Genomic DNA, 19,189 nt, shown 5'->3' on the forward strand with positions numbered 1-19,189 from the left:
GAGCCGGCGCGGATCCGAGCATACGGAGCCGAGCCCCCGGCCGACCCTGAGCCCTGGGCCGGTCCCGGCGTCCCGGCCCCGTGGGCGCCCGGCCGGTCTCAGCTCCTGACCGGGTCGAAGGAGTACAGCTGGTCCGTCCCCTCCTTCGCACACCCGAGCTGGACGATCTTGGCCAGCTCCTTCGTGCTGCGGTCCCTGGCGCCCAGGCAGAGGTCGGTGTGGGCCGGCCTGATCCGGTAGCCGCGCACGGGGTCCCCGACGGCTTCGAGGCGGAAGATCTCGGCGGGGCCCCGGTGACCGCATTCGGTGTCCTCCAGCGGCACCCCGGTGGCCGTCCCTCCGTGCAGGACGCCTGTGCAGCCCTCGCCGTAGTCGGGGTGGTCGGTCGCGATGCGCCAGGTGCCCTCGCCCAGGGGCACCAGGCTGAACCGGGGGACGGCGGCGGTGACGCAGGGCGCCTGGTAGACGGTGCCGTTCTTGAAGCCGAGCCGCTCCGACAGGCACAGGCCCGTGCGGACCGACCGTATGCGCACCGGCCCCTCGGCAGGCGCCGTGACGGCCGGGGCGGCGGACGCCGTCCCGCCGCCCCCGGGCCGCTCCGGTCCGCCGGGCGTCCAGAGGGCGAAGGCCACCGCGCCCGTGGCCACCGCGACCAGGGCCCCGAGCAGAAGGCGGCGTACGCGCGGCACGGGCCTTCCGGAATCGGGCGCGGGCGCGGGGCCGGTTCGCGGCCCCGGCTCCCCCCGCACCGGCGGGCCCGCCCCCTCCGGGGCCGCGCGCCGCCCGTGCACCGCGATCTCCTTGCGCACGGCGAGCCAGCCGTCCACCTCAGCGGGCCCGCAGCCGCAGGCGCGTACGAAGGCGGCGAGGAGCTCCTCGCGGGGGACGGTCGTCCGGGACAGCATGTTGGCGATCGTGGAGCGCGGCAGCACGTCACCCACCGCGTCGGCCCGCTGGGTCAGTTCGCGGAAGGTCAGCCCCGAGGCGTCCTTGAGCCGCCGCAGCAGCTCGACGAACTCCTCCGGGCTCCGCGCCTCCTGAGGATCGGGAGCTCTGCCGCCGTCCGCCATCTCACCGTCTCCCCCTGTCCGGACCGGGACTGGGACATGTCCCGGACAGGGTCAACCCTTGTCGACGCGGGCCGACGGCTCAAGAGTGGATTGCGGCAACATCACGGGGGAACAGCGCGGCCCCGGCCATCCACGGGGGGATGGCCGGGGCCGCGCGCACCGCCGGCCCGGGACCGGCGGGAGGATCGGGGCAGCGGGATCAGAACACCGACTCCGCCTCGTACATCCGGTCGCTGGGGACGGTCTTCAGCCGGGTCACGGCGTCCGCCAGCGGGGCCATCACGATCTCGGTCCCGCGCAGGGCCGTCATCCGGCCGAAGTCGCCGCGGTGCACGGCCTCCACGGCGTTCCACCCGAAGCGGGTCGCGAGCACCCGGTCGTACGCCGTCGGCGTGCCACCGCGCTGCACATGGCCGAGAATGACCGGCCTGGCCTCCTTGCCGAGGCGCAGTTCGAGCTCGGCGGCGAGGCGGTTGCCGATGCCCTTGAAGCGCTCGTGGCCGAACTGGTCGATCTCGCCCTTGGCGTACGGCATGGAGCCCTCGGCCGGGTGGGCGCCCTCGGCAACGCAGATGACGGCGAACTTCTTGCCGCGTGCGAAGCGCTCCTCGACCATCTTGACCAGGTCGTCGACCTGGAAGGGGCGCTCGGGGAGGCAGATCCCGTGGGCACCGCCGGCCATGCCGGACTCCAGGGCGATCCAGCCCGCGTGGCGGCCCATGACCTCCACGACCATGACGCGCTGGTGCGATTCGGCCGTGGTCTTGAGACGGTCTATGGCCTCGGTCGCGACGCCCACGGCCGTGTCGAAGCCGAAGGTCCGGTCGGTGGCGGAGATGTCGTTGTCGATGGTCTTCGGGACGCCGACGACGGGCATACCGGCGTCGGACAGCATGCGGGCCGCGGTGAGGGTGCCCTCTCCGCCGATCGGGATCAGCGCGTCGATGCCGTAACGGAGGGACAGCTCCGCGCAGTTCTCCGCGGCCTCGCGCAGCCGGTCCCGCTCCAGTCGTGCCGAGCCGAGGATCGTGCCGCCGCGGGCCAGGATGCCGCTGACGGCGTTGAGGTCGAGCGGCCGGAAGTGGCCGTCGAGCAGCCCTTTGAAGCCGTCCTCGAAGCCGATGACCTCATCGCCGTGGCCCACCACGGCGCGGTGCACGACCGACCGGATCACGGCATTCAGGCCTGGGCAGTCGCCGCCTGCGGTGAGAATTCCGATGCGCATCCTGCTCTGTCTCCTGCTCGCTAGTGCCATGCATTCCGGGGACCCGTCGTGAAACCCCCGTACCGTGAGCCACGACGATTGTCCCACGCCGGGCCGTACCCCCGCGCTTCCGGCCTCGCCGGTACGGGACCGTTCGGGGTCCGGCGGCTGCCGGGCGGGCGCTCGGCCCGGCGGGCGGCGTACCTGCCCCGGTGGGTATCGTCAAAAGGACAATGCCAGCCATACAGGACGGGAGACCACGCGTGACGCGCAGCGTGTACGTGACCGGCATCGACCGGGGGGACGGCCGCCAGGTCGTCGATCTGGGAGTCATGGAACTACTGACGCGTCAGGTGGACCGGGTCGGCGTCTTCCGGCCGCTGGTCCACGACGGCCCCGACCGCCTGTTCGAACTGCTGCGGGCGCGCTACCGCCTCTCGCAGAGCCCGGAGACCGTCTTCGGCCTGGACTACCAGGAGGCCTCCGCGGTCCAGGCGGAGAAGGGCACCGACGAGCTGGTCTCCCTGCTCGTCGAGCGCTTCCACCGGGTGGCCCGCGACTACGAGGTCGTGCTGGTGCTGGGCAGCGACTTCGCGGCCACCCAGCTCCCCGACGAGCTGGCCCTGAACGCCCGGCTCGCCAACGAGTTCGGCGCCTCGGTGATCGCGGTGGTCGGCGGCAAGGACCAGGACGCCGGGTCCGTACGGGCCGAGACGCGCAACGCCTACCGCGCGTACGCCGGCCTCGGCTGCGACGTCCTGGCGATGATCGTGAACCGGGTGGCCTCCGAGGACCGGGAGGACATCGCGGACCGGCTGAAGACGCAGCTGCCGGTCCCGTGCTCCGTCCTGCCCGACGACCCGGCGCTCTCCGCGCCGACCGTCGCCCAGATCACCACCGCACTGGGCGGAACGGTTCTGCTCGGCGACGACTCCGGTCTCGCCAGGGACGCGCTGAACTTCGTCTTCGGCGGCGCGATGCTGCCGAACCTCCTGAAGGCCCTGACCCCCGGCTGCATGGTCGTCACCCCCGGGGACCGCGCGGACCTGGTCATCGGTTCGCTCGCGGCACACAGCGCGGGCACGCCGCCGATCGCGGGGGTCCTGCTGACCCTGGACGAGCGCCCCGGCGAGGAGATACTCCGGCTGGCGGCACGCCTCGCGCCGGGCACCCCGGTCGTCGCGGTCTCCGGCGGCTCCTTCCCCACGGCCGGTGAACTCTTCGCTCTGGAGGGCAAGCTGAATGCGGCGACGCCCCGCAAGGCGGAGACCGCCCTCGGCCTGTTCGAGCGCCATGTGGACACCGGCGCCCTGCTGGAGCGGGTCTCGGTGGCCCGCAGCGGCCGGGTCACCCCGATGATGTTCGAGCACGAACTGCTGGAGCAGGCCCGCTCCGACCGGCGCCGCGTCGTCCTGCCCGAGGGCACCGAGGAGCGCGTCCTGCGCGCCGCCGACGTGCTGCTGCGCCGCGACGTCTGTGACCTGACCCTCCTCGGCGACACCGACGTCATCCGCAAGAAGGCCGCCGACCTGGGCATCGACCTCGGCGAGACCCGGCTCGTCGACCCGCAGACCTCGGAGCTGCGCCAGAGCTTCGCCGAACGGTACGCGGCGCTGCGCGCGCACCGCGGAGTCACGGTGGAGCTGGCGTACGACGTCGTCTCGGACGTGAACTACTTCGGCACCCTGATGGTCCAGGAGGGCCTGGCGGACGGCATGGTCTCGGGCTCGGTGCACTCCACGGCGGCCACGATCCGGCCGGCGTTCGAGATCATCAAGACCAAGCCGGACGCCTCGATCGTCTCCTCGGTCTTCTTCATGTGCCTCGCCGACAAGGTCCTGGTCTACGGCGACTGCGCGGTCAACCCGGACCCGGACGCCGAGCAGCTCGCGGACATCGCGGTGCAGTCGGCGGTCACCGCGGCCCGCTTCGGCGTGGACCCCCGGATCGCGATGCTCTCGTACTCGACGGGAACCTCCGGCACGGGCGCGGACGTCGACAAGGTGCGGGAGGCCACGGAGCGGGTACGCGCCTCACGGCCCGACCTGCGGATCGAAGGCCCGATCCAGTACGACGCGGCGGTCGAGCCGTCCGTCGCCGCGACCAAGCTGCCCTCCTCGGAGGTGGCGGGCCGGGCGACGGTGCTGATCTTCCCGGACCTCAACACCGGCAACAACACCTACAAGGCGGTCCAGCGCTCGGCGGGCGCGGTCGCGGTCGGCCCGGTCCTCCAGGGGCTGCGGAAGCCCGTCAACGACCTGTCGCGCGGCGCGCTGGTCCAGGACATCGTCAACACGGTGGCCATCACGGCGATCCAGGCGCAGGGCGAGGAATGACCGCGATGACCACCGACCCCACCAGCGAAGGTTCGCGCTCCATGAATGACGCCCACCGCGTACTCGTACTCAACTCCGGCTCGTCGTCGGTGAAGTACCAGCTGCTGGACATGCGGGACCGGTCGCGGCTGGCCACCGGCCTGGTCGAGCGGATCGGCGAGTCGTCGTCCCGGCTGGTCCACACCCCGCTGAAGGGCGGGGAGCCCCGCGAGCGCACCGGCAGGATCGCCGACCACGAGGAGGCCCTGAAGGCGGCGGCCGACGAACTGGCGGCCGACGGGCTCGGCCTGGACTCCCCCGAGCTGGCCGCGATCGGGCACCGGGTGGTGCACGGCGGGCTGAGGTTCAGCGAGCCCACCGTGATCACCGACGAGGTGCTGAAGGAGATCGAGCGGCTCGTCCCGGTGGCCCCCCTGCACAACCCGGCGAACATCACCGGCATCCGTACGGCACAGGCACTGCGCCCGGACCTGCCGCAGGTCGCCGTCTTCGACACGGCGTTCCACACGACGATGCCGGAGTCCGCAGCGCGGTACGCGATCGACGTGGAGACCGCCGACGCGCACCGCATCCGCCGCTACGGCTTCCACGGCACCTCGCACGCGTACGTCTCGCGCAGGACGGCCGAGCTGCTGGGCCGGCCGGTGGCCGATGTGAACGTGATCGTGCTGCACCTGGGCAACGGCGCGTCGGCCTCCGCGGTGGCGGGCGGCCGGTGCGTGGAGACGTCCATGGGACTGACCCCCTTGGAGGGGCTGGTCATGGGTACGCGTTCGGGAGACATCGACCCGGCCGTCACCTTCCACCTGAAGCGGGTGGCAGGAATGTCGGCGGACGAGATCGACGTCCTGCTGAACAAGAAGAGCGGGCTGGTCGGCCTGTGCGGCGACAACGACATGCGGGAGATCCGGCGCCGGGTGGACGAGGGCGACGAGCGTGCCGCGCTCGCCTTCGACATCTACATCCACCGGCTGAAGAAGTACATCGGCGCCTATTCGGCCGTCCTCGGCCGGGTGGATGCCGTCGTCTTCACGGCGGGGGTCGGGGAGAACTCGGCGCCGGTGCGAGAGGCTGCGCTCGCGGGGCTGGAGGGTTTCGGCCTGGCCGTGGACGCGGACCGCAACGCCGTACGGTCCGGAGAACCGCGGCTGATCTCGCCCGACGGCGCGCGGGTGGCGGTCGCCGTCGTACCGACGGACGAGGAGCTGGAGATCGCCGGTCAGACCTTCGCCCTGGTCCACAACTGAGCGGACCCGCGCCCCTTTGTATCTTCCACCAGACGGAATATTCCGCAGTGAAACAAACCGATAGGATCCGCCTCATGCGCCGTTCCAAAATCGTCTGCACCCTCGGTCCCGCCGTCGACTCCCATGAGCAGCTCGTCGCTCTGATCGAGGCCGGCATGAGCGTGGCCCGTTTCAATTTCAGTCACGGTTCCCACGAGGAGCACCAAGGCCGTTACGACCGCGTCCGCAAGGCCGCCGCCGAGACCGGCCGCGCGGTCGGTGTGCTCGCCGACCTGCAGGGCCCCAAGATCCGCCTCGCGAAGTTCGCCGAGGGTCCTGTCGAGCTGGTCCGCGGGGACGAGTTCGTCATCACCTCCGAGGACGTCGCCGGCGACAAGTCCATCTGCGGCACCACCTACAAGGGGCTGCCCGGCGACGTCGCCAAGGGTGACCCGATCCTGATCAACGACGGCAACGTCGAGCTGAAGGTCGTCTCGGTCGACGGCCCCCGGGTCACCACCATCGTCATCGAGGGCGGTGTCATCTCGGACCACAAGGGCATCAACCTGCCGGGTGCCGCGGTCAACGTCCCGGCCCTGTCCGAGAAGGACGTCGAGGACCTGCGGTTCGCCCTGCGGATGGGCTGCGACATGGTCGCGCTGTCCTTCGTCCGGGACGCCGAGGACATCAAGGACGTGCACAAGGTGATGGACGAGGAGGGCCGCCGGGTCCCCGTCATCGCCAAGGTCGAGAAGCCGCAGGCCGTCGAGCACATGGAGGGCGTCGTCGCCGCCTTCGACGCCGTGATGGTCGCCCGCGGCGACCTGGCCGTCGAGTATCCGCTCGAGAAGGTCCCGATGGTGCAGAAGCGCCTCATCGAGCTGTGCCGCCGCAACGCCAAGCCGGTGATCGTGGCGACCCAGATGATGGAGTCGATGATCACCAACTCGCGGCCGACCCGCGCCGAGGCGTCCGACGTCGCCAACGCGATCCTGGACGGCGCGGACGCGGTCATGCTCTCGGCGGAGTCCTCCGTCGGCGCGTACCCGATCGAGACGGTCAAGACGATGTCGAAGATCGTCGTCGCCGCCGAGGAGGAGCTCCTGTCCAAGGGCCTCCAGCCGCTGGTGCCGGGCAAGAAGCCCCGCACTCAGGGCGGTTCGGTCGCCCGCGCGGCCTGCGAGATCGCGGACTTCCTGGACGGCAAGGCCCTGGTGGCCTTCACCAAGTCCGGTGACACCGCCCGCCGACTGTCCCGCTACCGCACCGCGCAGCCGATCCTGGCCTTCACCACGGAGGAGTCGACCCGCAACCAGCTCGCGCTGAGCTGGGGCGTCGAGTCCTACGTCGTGCCGCACGTGGACAACACGGACGCCATGGTCGACCTGGTCGACGCCGAGCTGCTGAAGCTGAACCGCTACAGCGACGGCGACACGATGGTCATCACGGCCGGTTCGCCCCCCGGCGTCCCCGGCACCACCAACATGGTCCGGGTGCACCACCTGGCCGAGGTCGTCGAGCGCGACTGACGCGCCGTCGCACGGAATTCACCGAAGGGCCGGGCTGCCGCAGCCCGGCCCTTCGGCGTGCCACACCGCACCCCCCGCCCCGTCATGAAGCTGTGATCCGGTGCCGATCGACTTATTGATCATGGCGTGTAAAAGTTGTACGGGGCATGACGAATCACACTCCGTTCATCCCCTCGTCAAATGGCTGACCATATCCATGGGGAACAGAAATGAAACTCGCACGCCTTGCCCTGCCCGCTGTCGTCCTTCCTTTCGCCCTGATCCTCACGGCCTGTTCCAGTGATTCCGGAACGGCCGAAAAAGAGAACAAGAACTCCAATGCGGCGGCGAGCGACTCGAAGTCACCTGCGGCCGATGAGAAGTCGGGCGAGAAGAACGGATTCACGGTGAAGGAGCTCGATAAGATCGCGCTCACGGGCAAGGTCGAAGGTTTCACTGCGAAAGCGATTCCCCAGGCCGAGGTGGCCGCGGGCCAGGGAATGAAAGCAGACAAGAAGGAGTGCCAGCCGCTGACCGCCGCGATGGGCGGACAGACGCTTCCGGCCTCCTCCGTCGCGGTCTACCGGTCGCTCAAGCCCGTCGAGAAGACCGACGCGACGATCGGCTCGATGTGGCTGACGGCCCTCGATGAGCCGGACGCCAAGCTGGTCCTGAAGAATCTGCGCAAGGCGGTCGACGACTGCCCCAAGGGATTCGAGACCGTCGGCCTGAAGTACACCTCGGTGAAATCCCTGAAGACCGCGGAGCTCGGGGACGAGTCGTACGCGTTCCAGATCACGGGCAAGATCGCGGACCAGAACATGACCACCTCCTACACGGTGGTACGCGAGGGTGCCGTGGTCGCCACCTTCTACGGCATCAACATGCTGACCCCGAAGAAGAGCTCGATCCCGGAGCCGGTGGTCACGGCCCAGGTGAAGAAGATCTCCGGCTGACCTCCGGAGCGCGCACGGCGAAGGGCCGGCCCCTGGCGGGGGCCGGCCCTTCCTCGTGCTCCGGTGTCAGTCTCCGATGAAGAGCAGGTAACCGCTCTGCCGGAAGGCGTGCCTGGCCCCGTCCAGCAGTTGCTTCAGGACGGGCACCATCAGCTCATCAGGAGTCTCTTCGAGCTCCTGCACGAGCTTTCGAAGTTGCCTGTGGTTGAAGAGAGTGAGCTGATAGGCCATCACTCCCCATCTCACAGTCGTGTCCGGGGCCTCCGTGCAGTACCGCAGGATCGAATTCTCGTCGTCGTCGGTGATCTCCCACTCCACCTTACGGCGGATATCGAGAACGTTGACTCCGATTCCCATTCCGTACCTCTCCGCTTCCGCGCTCTACACCGGGTACATCGTGATCGGAACACCGTGGACGGAGATCACGACCTCGACCTGCGTGACCAGGTCTCCGCCCCTCCTGTTCTTTCCGATGACCCCCTCGCCCGCCGAGAACCTGCATACACGGTAGTTGGGTTCCGTCAGGCTGGTGGTCCACTTGCCCTGGCAGGCGCTCTGCGCCTTCACGGCGATGCGCATCAACTTCGCCGCGGAGACGTCGTCGTCAAACACTCCCTTGTTCGGCTTGTAGGCCCACCCGTCGTCGAAGTGGTAGTCGAAGATGTTGTCGATGAAGTCCGCGGTGAGCTGGACCGCCTGACACTGGCCGGGAATGTTCCAGCCGTCGCCCTTGAACTCGTCGTCGGACGACGCGGTGCGCGTGAACGCGGACCGCTGCTGTCCCACCAGGCACTGGGGGAACTTCCTGGCCTTGCTCAGCAGGTCCTGATAGCGCTCGATCACGCGCTTCGCGACCTTCGACCCGGTCAGGAACGACCTGGCTCCCGAGCCGATCACGTAGAGCGCCTTGGCCACCGCCGGAATCTTCGTGACCGCGATGACGACCGATCCGATCGACACCAGCGCCCACATGCAGCTCTCGAAGTCCCACGTGGAGAGACAGTTGCGGATGTCGGTGACCCCGAAGGTGTCGAGCAGGATCTGTCCACCGTTGGCGATCACCCAGTCGATGACGTCCTGCGTGGCCATCTCGCGGAGCGAGTTGTACTCGTCGACACAGACCTGTCCGCACATCTGACGAAGCAGATCCTCGTCGTCCGTGCTGAGCTGCGGGCCGTCGTAGTGACCGGCCTCGACCTGGGCCGCCCGCTCCTCCAGCAGGCGCTGGCGCTCGGCCTCTTCGGCCCGCGTGGCCGCCGAGTCCGCTTCCTCCGCGAGACCCTGGGCGTTCTCGGCGGACGCCTCGGCCGCTGTCGCGTCCGTCTCGGCCTGGGTGGCCGTGCTACGGGCGCTGCTGGCCTCGCTCTCCGCCGTGGTCGCAGCCGCACGCGCACTGGACGCGTCGCGTTCGGCTTCGGTGGCGTCCCGGTCCGCGGCGGCTGCGTAGCCCTCCGCGTCACTGGCCGCGAAGGAGGCGTACACCGCGTCGGTGCCCGCCTGCTGGGCGTAGCCGGACGCCTCCTTGGCCGCCTTCTGCGCCGCCTTCGACGCCGCGGCCGCCTCGTTGGCGGAAACGCGTGCGCGTTCCACCGCCGCCGCGGCTCTGAGCGCGTCCTCGGCTGCCGCCGCGGCTGCCTCCGCCGCGAGCTTGGCGTCTCCTTCCGCCTGCCCCGCCAGGGCCTGGGCCTCGGCCGCGAACGCGGCCGCCTCCACTGCCATGGCCTCGGAGGCCGCCGCCAGTTGCTCGGACAGCGTCAGTGCGCTCTGCCCCGCCAGCACGGCGAACGCCGCCGCCGCATCGGTCGCCTGGTACGGGCTGCCGATGGAGATCGCCTGGTTCGCCGCGTTCGCCGTCTGCGTCGCGGAGTCCCGCGCCGCCAGAGCCGCTTGGGCCACGGCGAAGGCATGACCGGCCGTGACAGCCGCCGCGGCGGCTGTCAGCAGCGCCTCGCTGTTGGCCGCGTCGGATTCCTGCTTTGCGACGAGAGCCGCCGCGGATGCCTTCTTGGATTCGGCCTCCGCGAGCCTGACGTCCTGGGCGGCGACTGCCGCGGCGTCGATGGCCTCGGCGGCAGCGGCGTGCGCCGAGGCCGCGGCGCCCGCCGCCGTCAGGTACGAGGCCCAGGCCGAGTCGGCCGACGCCCGCGCACGGGTGGCCGCACCGTGCGCGCGGGTGGCCGCGGCGCGTGCGGCGATCGCCGCGGTGCTCGCCTCGTTGGCCGCCGTACGGGCTCTGCCCGCGGCTGCGGTGGCCTCGTTGGCCGCGGTACGGGCCTCGGTCGCCGCCGCGCGGGTCTCCTCGGCGGCGTCCGTGCCCTCGGCAGCGGCGGCCGCTGCTTCCAGTGCCGCCGCCCTCGCGGTAGCGGCGTCCTCGTCCTGCTCCGCGGTGACGGCGCGGTTGCGCGCCACCCTGGCCCGGGACTCGGCGTTCTCCGCTTCCGTGCGCTTGGAGGAGGCGGTGGCTCCCGCGGTGTCCGCGGCGGCCCGTGAGCTGCTGGCACTGGTCAGTTCCAGCTGCGCCCGTGCCTCGGCGGTCTCCGCCTTGCCGCGCTCAGCGGCCGCGGTGGCCGCTTCGGCGGCGGCTACGGCGCGTTCGGCCTCCGCCGTGAGGCGCTGGGCCGCTGCCGATTCGGCGGCCTTGCGTGCCACCTCCCTTTCTTCCTCGGCGGTCTTCTGCGCCGCCTTCGCGATGAGCGCCTGCTTCGCCGCGTCGGCGGCGTAGGCGTCGGCGGAGTCCGCTGCGGCCTTGGCCTGCGACGCGGCTTCCTGGGCGGCGATCCTGCGGAACTCCGTGTTGACCGCGTGCGTCCGGGTCTTCGCCAGCGCCAGGAGGGCCTTGACGTCCTCGACGGTGGCGTTCGTGGCGTGGAACGCCGTCTCGGTCGCCTTACTCGCGGCCAGCGTGGCGGCCGCGGACGCGCGGGCCACCTGGACCGACTGCTGGGCGTACATCAGGCCCCGGCCGCGCGGTACGCGCCCGGTGTCGGCGATGGCCCAGGCGTCCTGCTGCGCCGTGACCGCGCGGGTCGCGGCCTCCTGGGCGGAGGTGGCGGCGGCCTTCGACGAGGTCACCAGGGCGGAGACGTTCGTACGGGCGCGGGCGAGGTCGGAGTCGGCCTTGGTGAAAACCGCCGCCTTGGGACGCAGGATCGAGTCCTTCGGCTGGTCCTGCCAGTACTTCTGCCAGAGCAGGATCTGCTCGGCGAGCCACGCCTGTCCGATGGCCTCGACCATGTCGTCGGTGGCGGTGCGGGCCAGACCAGCGGCCTGCGCCTCGGCGCGGATGATCCGGCCGCGCGGCTCGGCCTGCGAGGTGTACTCGGCCTCCCACTCGTCATAGGCGTCGACCACGACGGCGTTCAGAGCGTGGCGCGGGTCCACCGGACTGCGGTGGTCGCAGGCCGCCCACGATGCCTTGAGCGACTCGACCTCGACGCGGTACTCGGGAGAGTCGACGGCCGGAGGCTTCGAGAGGAAACCACCGTGCCGCAGATAGCGCGCGACGTCGCTGGAGGACGTGCCGTTGAAGTACTTGTTGCCGGCGTCGTCCAGCATCACGTCGGCGGCGAAGTCGTGCCAGCTGTCCTTGCCGCTGTTGGCGGCGGCTATCTCCCGTGCGCGCGCGACCGATTCGGGTCCCGCCATGCTGTGGTCGTCCGAGCCGAGCCGGTTGGCGAGCTCAGTCTGGGTGGCGAGGGTGTAGCCCAGGACGTCCTTGCCGAACTCCGGTGCGTGCAAGGTGATTTCGTCGCTGAACGACGTCATCGCGTAGACCCGGTTGGCGTCCTCCAGACCCTCTTCGCGGGCGTTCAGCAGGGACCGGTACGCCAGGGCGGCTTCCTCGTCCCGCAGTGCGGCCTGCCCCAGGGGCTCCAGGCCGATCCAGCCGACCTGGCCGACGACCGTGTCGAGCGTGGCCGTGGTGCCGGACAGGCCCTCGATCGCCTTGGCCTTCATCTCGGCGCCGCCCGCGTGCAGGGCGACTCCCGCGACGCAGCGGTCCAGACGCGGATCGCTGCGTACGCCGTCGACCACCTTGACGAGGTGCTCAAGGGTGCGCATCGCCTCGTCGGCGTCGCTGTACAGCTTCGCCACACCGTCGCTGATCCTGACGATCGCGGCGTTGATCGCGGGGATCTTCCCGACGATCACGGCGAGGCTGGGAACGTCCGCCAGGTCCCAGAGGCAGCTCTCGATGTCGTTCTGGCTCAGGCAGCTCTTCACCTGGGCCGTACCGAACTCGTCGAGGAGGATCTGCCCCCCGTTGGCGGAGGTCCATTCGAGGATGTCGACCGAGGCGGCCTTCAGCGCCGCCCTGTAGTCGTCGACGCAGTCCTGACCGCATGCGTCGAGGAGGATCTTCTCCTCGGCGCTGCCCAGGGCGGGCCAGTTGGAGCCACCGCCGAGGACGGGCATACCGCCGTTCTCGAGGGCTTCCTCACGCTCCTGCTCGTTCTGGTCCCTGCGCGCTTCCTCGGCCGCGTCGGCGGCGTCTTCGGCGGCCTCGGCATCGGTCTGGGCCGTGCCGACGTCGGACTCGGCGGCTGCGGCGTCCTGTTCCGCCTCGGCCGCCGCCGCCTTGGCCGCGGCGGCTTCGCGCTCGGCGTCGTCGGCCGCGCTGTGTGCGTCCTCCTCCTGCCGCTCCGTCTCGGTGGCTTCGAGGTTGGCCGCCGCGGCGTCGCTCTCCGCGTCCGAGGCGGACCCCGATGCGTGCACGGCGGCTTCGCCCGCGTCCGACGCATGGGCCGAGGCGCCTTCCGCCGCCTTGGCCGCGGCGCCCGCGGAGGTGTCCGCCGCCTTGGCGGATGCCTGGGCGCGTTCCACGGCGCCCACCGCCCTGGAAGCGTCAGCCGCCGCGTCGGCCGCCGCCTGCGCGGCGATCTTCGCGTCGCCGCTCGCCTGGTCGGCGAGCTGCTGTGCCAGCGCGGCGAACTGCGCGGCCTCGTCGGCCGTGGCTCCCGCCGCCGCCGCCTGCTGCTCGGCGTACGTCTTGGACGTCTGCCCGATCAGTACGGCGAACGCCGCGGACGCGTCGGTCTGCTGGTAAGGGGTGCCCACCGCGATGGCGGTGTCGGCGGCGTTGATGGCCTTGTCCGCGGTGTCGCGGGCCGCCACGGCGGCCTGGCCGGCCGCGTACGCCAGGCCCACCGGCTCCGCGGCGGATGCCGCTGTGGCCAGGGCGGCGTTGCGTGCGGCTTCCGCTTCCGTGATGGTCAGGGCGGCCTGCTCCGAGGCCTTGGTCGAGTTCCAGGCCGCGACCTTGGCGCGCTGTGCGGCGTCCTCGGATGCGGTGATGGCGTCGGCCGCTGCCGCGCGGGAGGCCGCGGCGGATCCCGCGGTCACCCAGTAGGCCGCCCATGCCTGGCCGGACGCGGCGCGTGCGCGCTGAGCGGCGCCGTGTGACTGTGTCGCCGCCGCACGCGCGGTCACCGAGGCCGCGGTGGCGGTGTCGGCCGCCGTGCGGGCGCTGGTGGCCGCGGTGGCCGCCTGCGAGGCGGCGGTGTCCGCCTCGTCGGCGGCCTGGCGGGTCTCGGCCGCTGCGGCCGTTCCTTCGGCGGCTGCCGCGGCAGCCCTCAGGGCCGCTGCTCTGGCTGCCGTCGCTTCCTTCTTGCGCAGGGCCAGGACGGCGGCTTCACGCGCCGTACGGGCCTTCTCCGCCGCGGTCTCCGACGACGTCCGCTTGGCCGCGGCGATCGCCGATGCGGCCGCCGCCGCGGACTTCGCGCTCTCGGCGGCCGTCTTCTCGGTCTGCGCGCGGGCCTCGGCCTCCTCGGCCTTGCCACGCTGGGCGGCGGCCGTGGCGCGCGAGGCGGCGGCAGCGGCCCGCTCCGTCCCGGCCTCGATCTTCTTCGCCTGTGCGGTGGCGGCGGCTGTGCCCGCGGCCTTCTCCTCGGCCTCGGCCCTCTTCTGCGAGGTGGCGGCCAGGGCGGCCTGTTCGGCTGCGGCGGTGGCGTACCCCTCGGCGGAGTCCGCGGCGGCCTTCGCCTGCGACGCGGCCTCCTGGGCGGCGATGCGGCGGAACTCCGTGTCGATCGCGTGCGCCTTGGTCTGCGCCAGCGCGAGAAGCGCCTGCGAGTCCGCGGCGGTCGCGTTGGCGGCCTGCAGGGCCGTCTCTGTGGCCTTGGAGGCGGCCTCGGCCGCCGCGGCCGAGGCTCGGGCCACCTGCACCGACTGCTGGGCGTACATGAGACCGCGGCCGCGCGGCACCTTCTGGGTGTCCGCGATCTCCCAGGCGGTCTCCTGCGCGGTGGCGGCCCGCTGGGCGGCCTCTCCCGCGGCGGCCGAAGCGGCCTTGGCCTTGGTCACCTCGGCAGCGACGTTGGCCCGGGCGGTGCCGAGCTCGGTCACGGCCTGCGTGAAGACCTCGGGCTCCGGGCGGAGGATCGAATCCTCGACGCCCTCCCAGTGCTTCTGCCAGAGCAGGATCTGCTCGGCGCGCCACGCCTGTCCGATCGCCACGATCATGTGGTCCGTGGCGATACGGGTCTGGGCCGCGGCGTCCGCCTCAGCCTTGATGATCCCGTTGCGGGGGGCCGACTGGGCCGCGTACTCGCCCTCCCACTCGGCCATCGCCTGGAGGACGACCGGGTTCATGACCTTGCGGGCGTCCACCGGGTTCTGGTGGTCGCACGCGGCCCAGGCGGTCTTCAGGTCCTCGACCTCGACCCGAAACTCGGCCGAGCCGGCGGGCGGGGCGGCGGCGGGGAACCCGCCCTGCCGCAGATAGCGGCCGACATCACTGGAGGAGGTGCCGTTGAAGTACTTGTTGCCGGCGTCGTCCAGCATCATGTCGACAGCGGCGTCGTTCCAGTTGTCCTCGCCGCGCTGCGACTCCGCCAGTTCCCTGGCCCTCGCGATCGACTCGGCACTGGCCATGGTGTGGCCGTCCGAGCCCAGGCTGTCGTCCAGCTCGTCCTGCGTGAAGAGGGTGAACTGGAGTACGTCGGCGGCGAACTCGGGTGCGTGGAGCGTGACCGCGTCGTCGTCACCCCAGTAGCTCTGCGCGTAGACCTTGTTGGACGCCTCCAGCGCCAGCTTGCGTTCCTGGGAGAGGTCCCGGTACGCGAATCCGGCCTCCTCGTCCAGTCGTCCCGCCTGGCCGAGCGCTTCCAGGCCGATCCAGCCGACCTGGCCGACGATCGCGTTGAGCTCGTCCCGGGTACCGGAGAGCCCCTCGATCGCCTTCGCCTTCATCGCGGCGCCACCGACGTGGAGTGCCACACCGGCTACGCAACGGTCCAGGCGGGGGTCTTCGCCGATGCTGTTGCGGATGAGGCCGGTGTCCTCTTCCGGCGCTGTGTCGGCCGTGGCCGGGACCGCGTACACCAGGCCGGTGAGGACGGCGGTCGCGGTGAGGAGCGCCGTACCGGCGAATCCTCTCCTCAGGGCGGTGCGCGTACCGCGCTTACCGCCCCTTGGTCTCTTCTGTGGCATGTCTACGACTCACTTCTGGATCGGGGATGGTCCAGGAGAGCCGCAGAAGGACGCGCGAAGCGCACGAAGATCATGTCGCCCTGCACGGGCATGACATGACGGGCCGTCTGTTAACGCGTTCCTCGCGCACCCCCCCAGGGCGAAATGATCATGACATAAGGGGGGTGCTGCGGGAAGTGATCAGAAGCAGGCAGACTGCGAGACCTCGCAGGCCACCGCGACGAGCGAGAACACGCACATGGCGGCGGGCCGTGTCCCTCGGGGGACACGGCCCGCCGTTTCATGCGGCTCCCGAACGGGTCCGTGGCGGTTAGCTGTTGCCGCCGGTGAAATAGTTCTGCAGTCCGGGGACCTTGAGCGAGCCTCCGAACTGGCCCGCCTGCTTCACCGTGGCATCGGTGAAGAAGGCGAAGGGCACGTTCAGCGGCGGCGGGGTCTCCGGGCTGAAGGTGACGGGGATGATACCGAAGAGGTTGCCCTTCAGCTCCTCCGTGTACATCGTCACCGTGCCGTTGCGGATGGTGGAGGTCGAGCCCGCCTCCGCCTTGACGTGGCCGGTGGTGCCGGCCGTCGGACCCTCCGTCAGCTGGTGCAGGTCCTTGATGTCGACGGTGTCGGCGGTGAACTTCAGCGCCTTCTTGACGGTGCCGTTGACCGTCTTCACCTCGACGATGCCCTTGTAGTCGAGCCCGGTCAGCGTGAGCTTCGACGTCTCCAGGGTCCACGGGGCGTCCGGGAGCAGCGGGATGCCCTGCTCCAGGTCGGCCGCGGCGAGCGCCTCGGGGTCGGCGGTCGGGCAGGGGAAGCGCTCCTTGGCGCCGTCCGGGATGTCCTCGTCCTTCACCGGGTCGAGGCCCTTGATGTCCTCGTCGAGCTCCTCGACGTCCTCGCCGGCCTTCTCCGCCGCGTCACGGATGGCGTCGGTAGTCTCGTCGACCGCGTCCTTCGCCTCGCCCGCCGTGTCCTTCGCCTCGTCCGCGGCCGCCTTCTCCGGCTCGCCGGCGGAGGCGGACGTGGAGGGCTCCGGGGTCTCGGCGGTGGCGGACGCGGACGCGGACGGCTCGGCCGTCTCCTCGTCCTTGCCGTCGAAGAGGTCCTTGAGCGCGTCGCCGACACCCAGCGGGTCGAGGGGGTTGGTCGACTTGGTGGGTGTCGGGGTGGCGTCGGCCTTCTGCTCGGTGGCCTGGGCCGTCGAGTCCTTCGCGGAGGCGCTCGGGCTCGCGGAGGGCTCCGGCGCCGCGGTCTCCTCGTCCGAGCCGGCGTCGTCCTTGCCGGCGTCGTCCTTGGCGGTCCCGCCCTTGTCGGTCCCGCCCTTGTCCGCGTCCTCGTCCTCGGACGCGGTGGCGCTCGGAGTGGGCTCCGGCTCCTGCGACTCGGCGGGCTCGTCGGAGCGGGTGACACAGGGTCCGGGAGCGAAGGGGATGTCCGTGCTGTCGTCGGCCATGGCCAGCTTGGGGGTGAGTCCCATGCCCACGAAGACCGCCGTCGGCATCGCGGCGAGCGCGAACGCCTTCTTGCCCGCGGGCATGTGCAGCTTCGTCAGCAGCGACTTCCTGGGCGCCGCGTGGCGGGGCCCTCTTCGCTCCGGAAGGTCCTCCGAGCCGAAGTCGTTCGTCCGCGTCTCGTCACCCCGCACGATGCCTCCCGCCGTCGCCCTCGGCCGCCACGTCGAACAGCAGCGGCTTCCGCGGGGCCTGGGCGGTGTCGTGGTCACCCAGGCTCTGCTCCGGCACCTCGTCCCCGTGGGCCCGCGCGGGCGCCCCCTCGGACTTCGGGGTGCCCTTGGCCTCTCCCGGTGCCCAGGCGATGGAGAGCGCTCCGCCGAGGAGGGAGAACAGGAAGCCGATGATGAAGCCGCCGATGTTGGCGACAGGTATGGAGATCAGTGCGAGCAGGATCGCGGCGACACCGGCGAACACCCGCACGATGTGGTGGAACCACATCGTCATGCCCAGCGTGATGAGCAGGATTCCGATGATCAGCGACCCCGCACCCGCAGTGGTGGACATCGCGATCGTCATGTTGCCGAGGTGCATGTTCGCGTACGGGAAGTACGCGATGGGTAGACCACCCAAGATGGTGAACAGGCCCGCCCAGAACGGCCGGTTACCCCGCCAGGTGCGGAATCCCCGCCGGTAGACGGTGAGGTAGTGCTCGTTCTGCCCTGTGGACTCGGGGCTCATGGAAAACAGCTCCCTGGAACCGGTACTGCTGTGAGAAGAGAAGGGGTGGGCGGCCGGAGGGCCCGCGCTCGCGGGGCTCCGGCCGCCCGGGCGAGTGCTAGAAGCACTCCTTGACGCCCTTGTGCAGCTTCAGGCTCAGGTTGCTGAGCTTGAACGTGCCGGCGGTGGTCGCCCACGCCGTCTGCTTCACGTCGGTGAGCGTGGCCGTCTTGGCGCGCTGCGCGAAGCCGCCCTTCTTGACGGCCTTCTCGGTGCCGGGCTGGATGCCGGGCGTGCCGACCGATCCGGCTCCGACGCCGATGTCGATCTGCTCGAAGTACGCGTCCGCGTCGAGCTGGGCGACATCCAGGTAGAGGTTGGTCGCCACGACCGGCTTCTCCGGGTCGGTACCCGCGTTCAGCTCGAGGCTGACGCTGCCGAGGCCGAAGGGCAGGTTCGGCGTCACGACCGACTGGCACATGTTCGTGATCGTGGCCTTGCTGAACCCGGACACGGCCACCGGGTGGGCCTGGGTCTTCTCGCCCTCGATGTCCGTACCGACAGCGACGCTGCCGTACTGGATGAAGTCCTCACCGACGAGCTTGTCGGTGCGGACCTTGAAGCTCTGGCCGGAGACGCTGAACGACGCCGCGAGCGCACCCTGCGCCAGGCCGACGCCGACTGCCGCGGTCGCGACGACGCTCGGCACCATGACCAGAGCGAAACGCTTCCATCTGGTACCACCGCGAACCTGCGAACTCATAAATTTCCTCCTTCTCGGACGTACATCTCCGGTACGGGCATGTGCCCGCCCTGGGATGGGAGAAGTGCTACGTCCTCGGGAAGGAGAGCGCCCGGACCGGAGGCGCGTACCGCATCCGAATCACCGGCGATCACCCCCGAGCGACAACCACTGGCCGCGCGTCTGCGCGGCCGGTCCGGACAGGCCCTGCCCAGGGGCAGGAACCCCCCTGTCCGCGATCGGCGCCACTGCCGCCGACCACCCGGTGGGGACCCAACGGACCCGCATGCGCCGACTGGCCGTCGGGCTGGCGGGTATTGGACCGAGCGTGGCCGATCGTGGTGCATTCGCGGCCGTGACACAAGGGGGGTCGTTACTGACTAGTAACGACCCGATAACCGGGACGCGACAGGGGGGTACCGTCCGGCCACACAGGGTGGCATCAAAGGGACACCGGAACGGGGAGATTGCTGCCCGAAACAGGACAGACCCCAGAGGGCGATTTACTGCGAGTAACAGGGCGTACTTTTATCAAGTTTTGGTAAAGCGAG

Annotated in this window: 11 protein-coding genes; 4 read left to right on the forward strand and 7 right to left on the reverse strand. The window is 70.7% G+C overall.

Translation table 11 applies throughout. The annotated features are described in order from the left end of the window. Nucleotides 1–98 precede the first annotated feature (98 nt). Both ACWCQM_RS01790 and ACWCQM_RS01795 read right to left on the reverse strand, forming a co-directional pair. Nucleotides 99–1,070, reverse strand: coding sequence for a helix-turn-helix domain-containing protein (locus tag ACWCQM_RS01790; RefSeq protein WP_450913407.1), 972 nt, complete (start codon nt 1,068–1,070; stop codon nt 99–101). Nucleotides 1,071–1,269: 199 nt separating this feature from the next. After that, nucleotides 1,270–2,295: an ATP-dependent 6-phosphofructokinase gene (locus ACWCQM_RS01795; RefSeq protein ID WP_073745343.1), complete on the reverse strand. Its 1,026-nt coding sequence runs from the start codon at nt 2,293–2,295 to the stop codon at nt 1,270–1,272. Between the two features lie 242 nt (nt 2,296–2,537). On the opposite strand from ACWCQM_RS01795, the gene pta reads away from it, so the two are divergent. The 4 genes from pta to ACWCQM_RS01815 all read left to right on the forward strand — a co-directional run bounded on the left by pta (nt 2,538) and on the right by ACWCQM_RS01815 (nt 8,300). Further along, a complete protein-coding gene (gene pta / locus ACWCQM_RS01800; protein ID WP_450913408.1) occupies nt 2,538–4,610 on the forward strand; it encodes a phosphate acetyltransferase in 2,073 nt (690 codons plus the stop codon). Continuing rightward, on the forward strand, nt 4,607–5,857 hold the full coding sequence (locus ACWCQM_RS01805; protein WP_450913409.1) for an acetate kinase: 1,251 nt from the start codon (nt 4,607–4,609) through the stop codon (nt 5,855–5,857). Before pta ends, ACWCQM_RS01805 begins: the two co-directional genes overlap by 4 nt. A 74-nt stretch (nt 5,858–5,931) precedes the next feature. Next, on the forward strand, nt 5,932–7,365 hold the full coding sequence (gene pyk, locus ACWCQM_RS01810) for a pyruvate kinase (protein ID WP_450913410.1): 1,434 nt from the start codon (nt 5,932–5,934) through the stop codon (nt 7,363–7,365). Nucleotides 7,366–7,574: 209 nt separating this feature from the next. Further along, on the forward strand, nt 7,575–8,300 hold the full coding sequence (locus tag ACWCQM_RS01815; RefSeq protein WP_450913411.1) for a hypothetical protein: 726 nt from the start codon (nt 7,575–7,577) through the stop codon (nt 8,298–8,300). Between the two features lie 66 nt (nt 8,301–8,366). Here ACWCQM_RS01815 and ACWCQM_RS01820 read toward each other — a convergent pair whose 3' ends face one another. From ACWCQM_RS01820 to ACWCQM_RS01840, 5 genes are all read right to left on the reverse strand, one after another. Then, a complete protein-coding gene (locus ACWCQM_RS01820; RefSeq protein ID WP_450913412.1) occupies nt 8,367–8,657 on the reverse strand; it encodes a hypothetical protein in 291 nt (96 codons plus the stop codon). 24 nt (nt 8,658–8,681) lie between these two features. After that, nucleotides 8,682–15,734 (reverse strand): polymorphic toxin type 27 domain-containing protein, encoded by a 7,053-nt coding sequence (locus ACWCQM_RS01825; RefSeq protein ID WP_450913413.1) that lies wholly within the window; start codon nt 15,732–15,734, stop codon nt 8,682–8,684. A gap of 310 nt (nt 15,735–16,044) precedes the next feature. Next, on the reverse strand, nt 16,045–17,370 hold the full coding sequence (locus ACWCQM_RS01830) for a hypothetical protein (protein ID WP_450913414.1): 1,326 nt from the start codon (nt 17,368–17,370) through the stop codon (nt 16,045–16,047). Continuing rightward, entirely contained in the window at nt 17,360–17,917 is a 558-nt protein-coding gene (locus tag ACWCQM_RS01835; RefSeq protein WP_450913415.1) for a DUF6114 domain-containing protein, read from the reverse strand. The genes ACWCQM_RS01830 and ACWCQM_RS01835 overlap by 11 nt, the downstream gene beginning before the upstream one ends. Nucleotides 17,918–18,014: 97 nt before the next feature. Then, nucleotides 18,015–18,659 carry a DUF6230 family protein gene (locus ACWCQM_RS01840; RefSeq protein WP_450913416.1) on the reverse strand — a complete coding sequence of 215 codons (645 nt, stop codon included), beginning with the start codon at nt 18,657–18,659 and terminating at the stop codon, nt 18,015–18,017. Between the last annotated feature and the right edge of the window lie 530 nt (nt 18,660–19,189).

This window comes from Streptomyces sp. NPDC002125 (genome assembly GCF_053593715.1).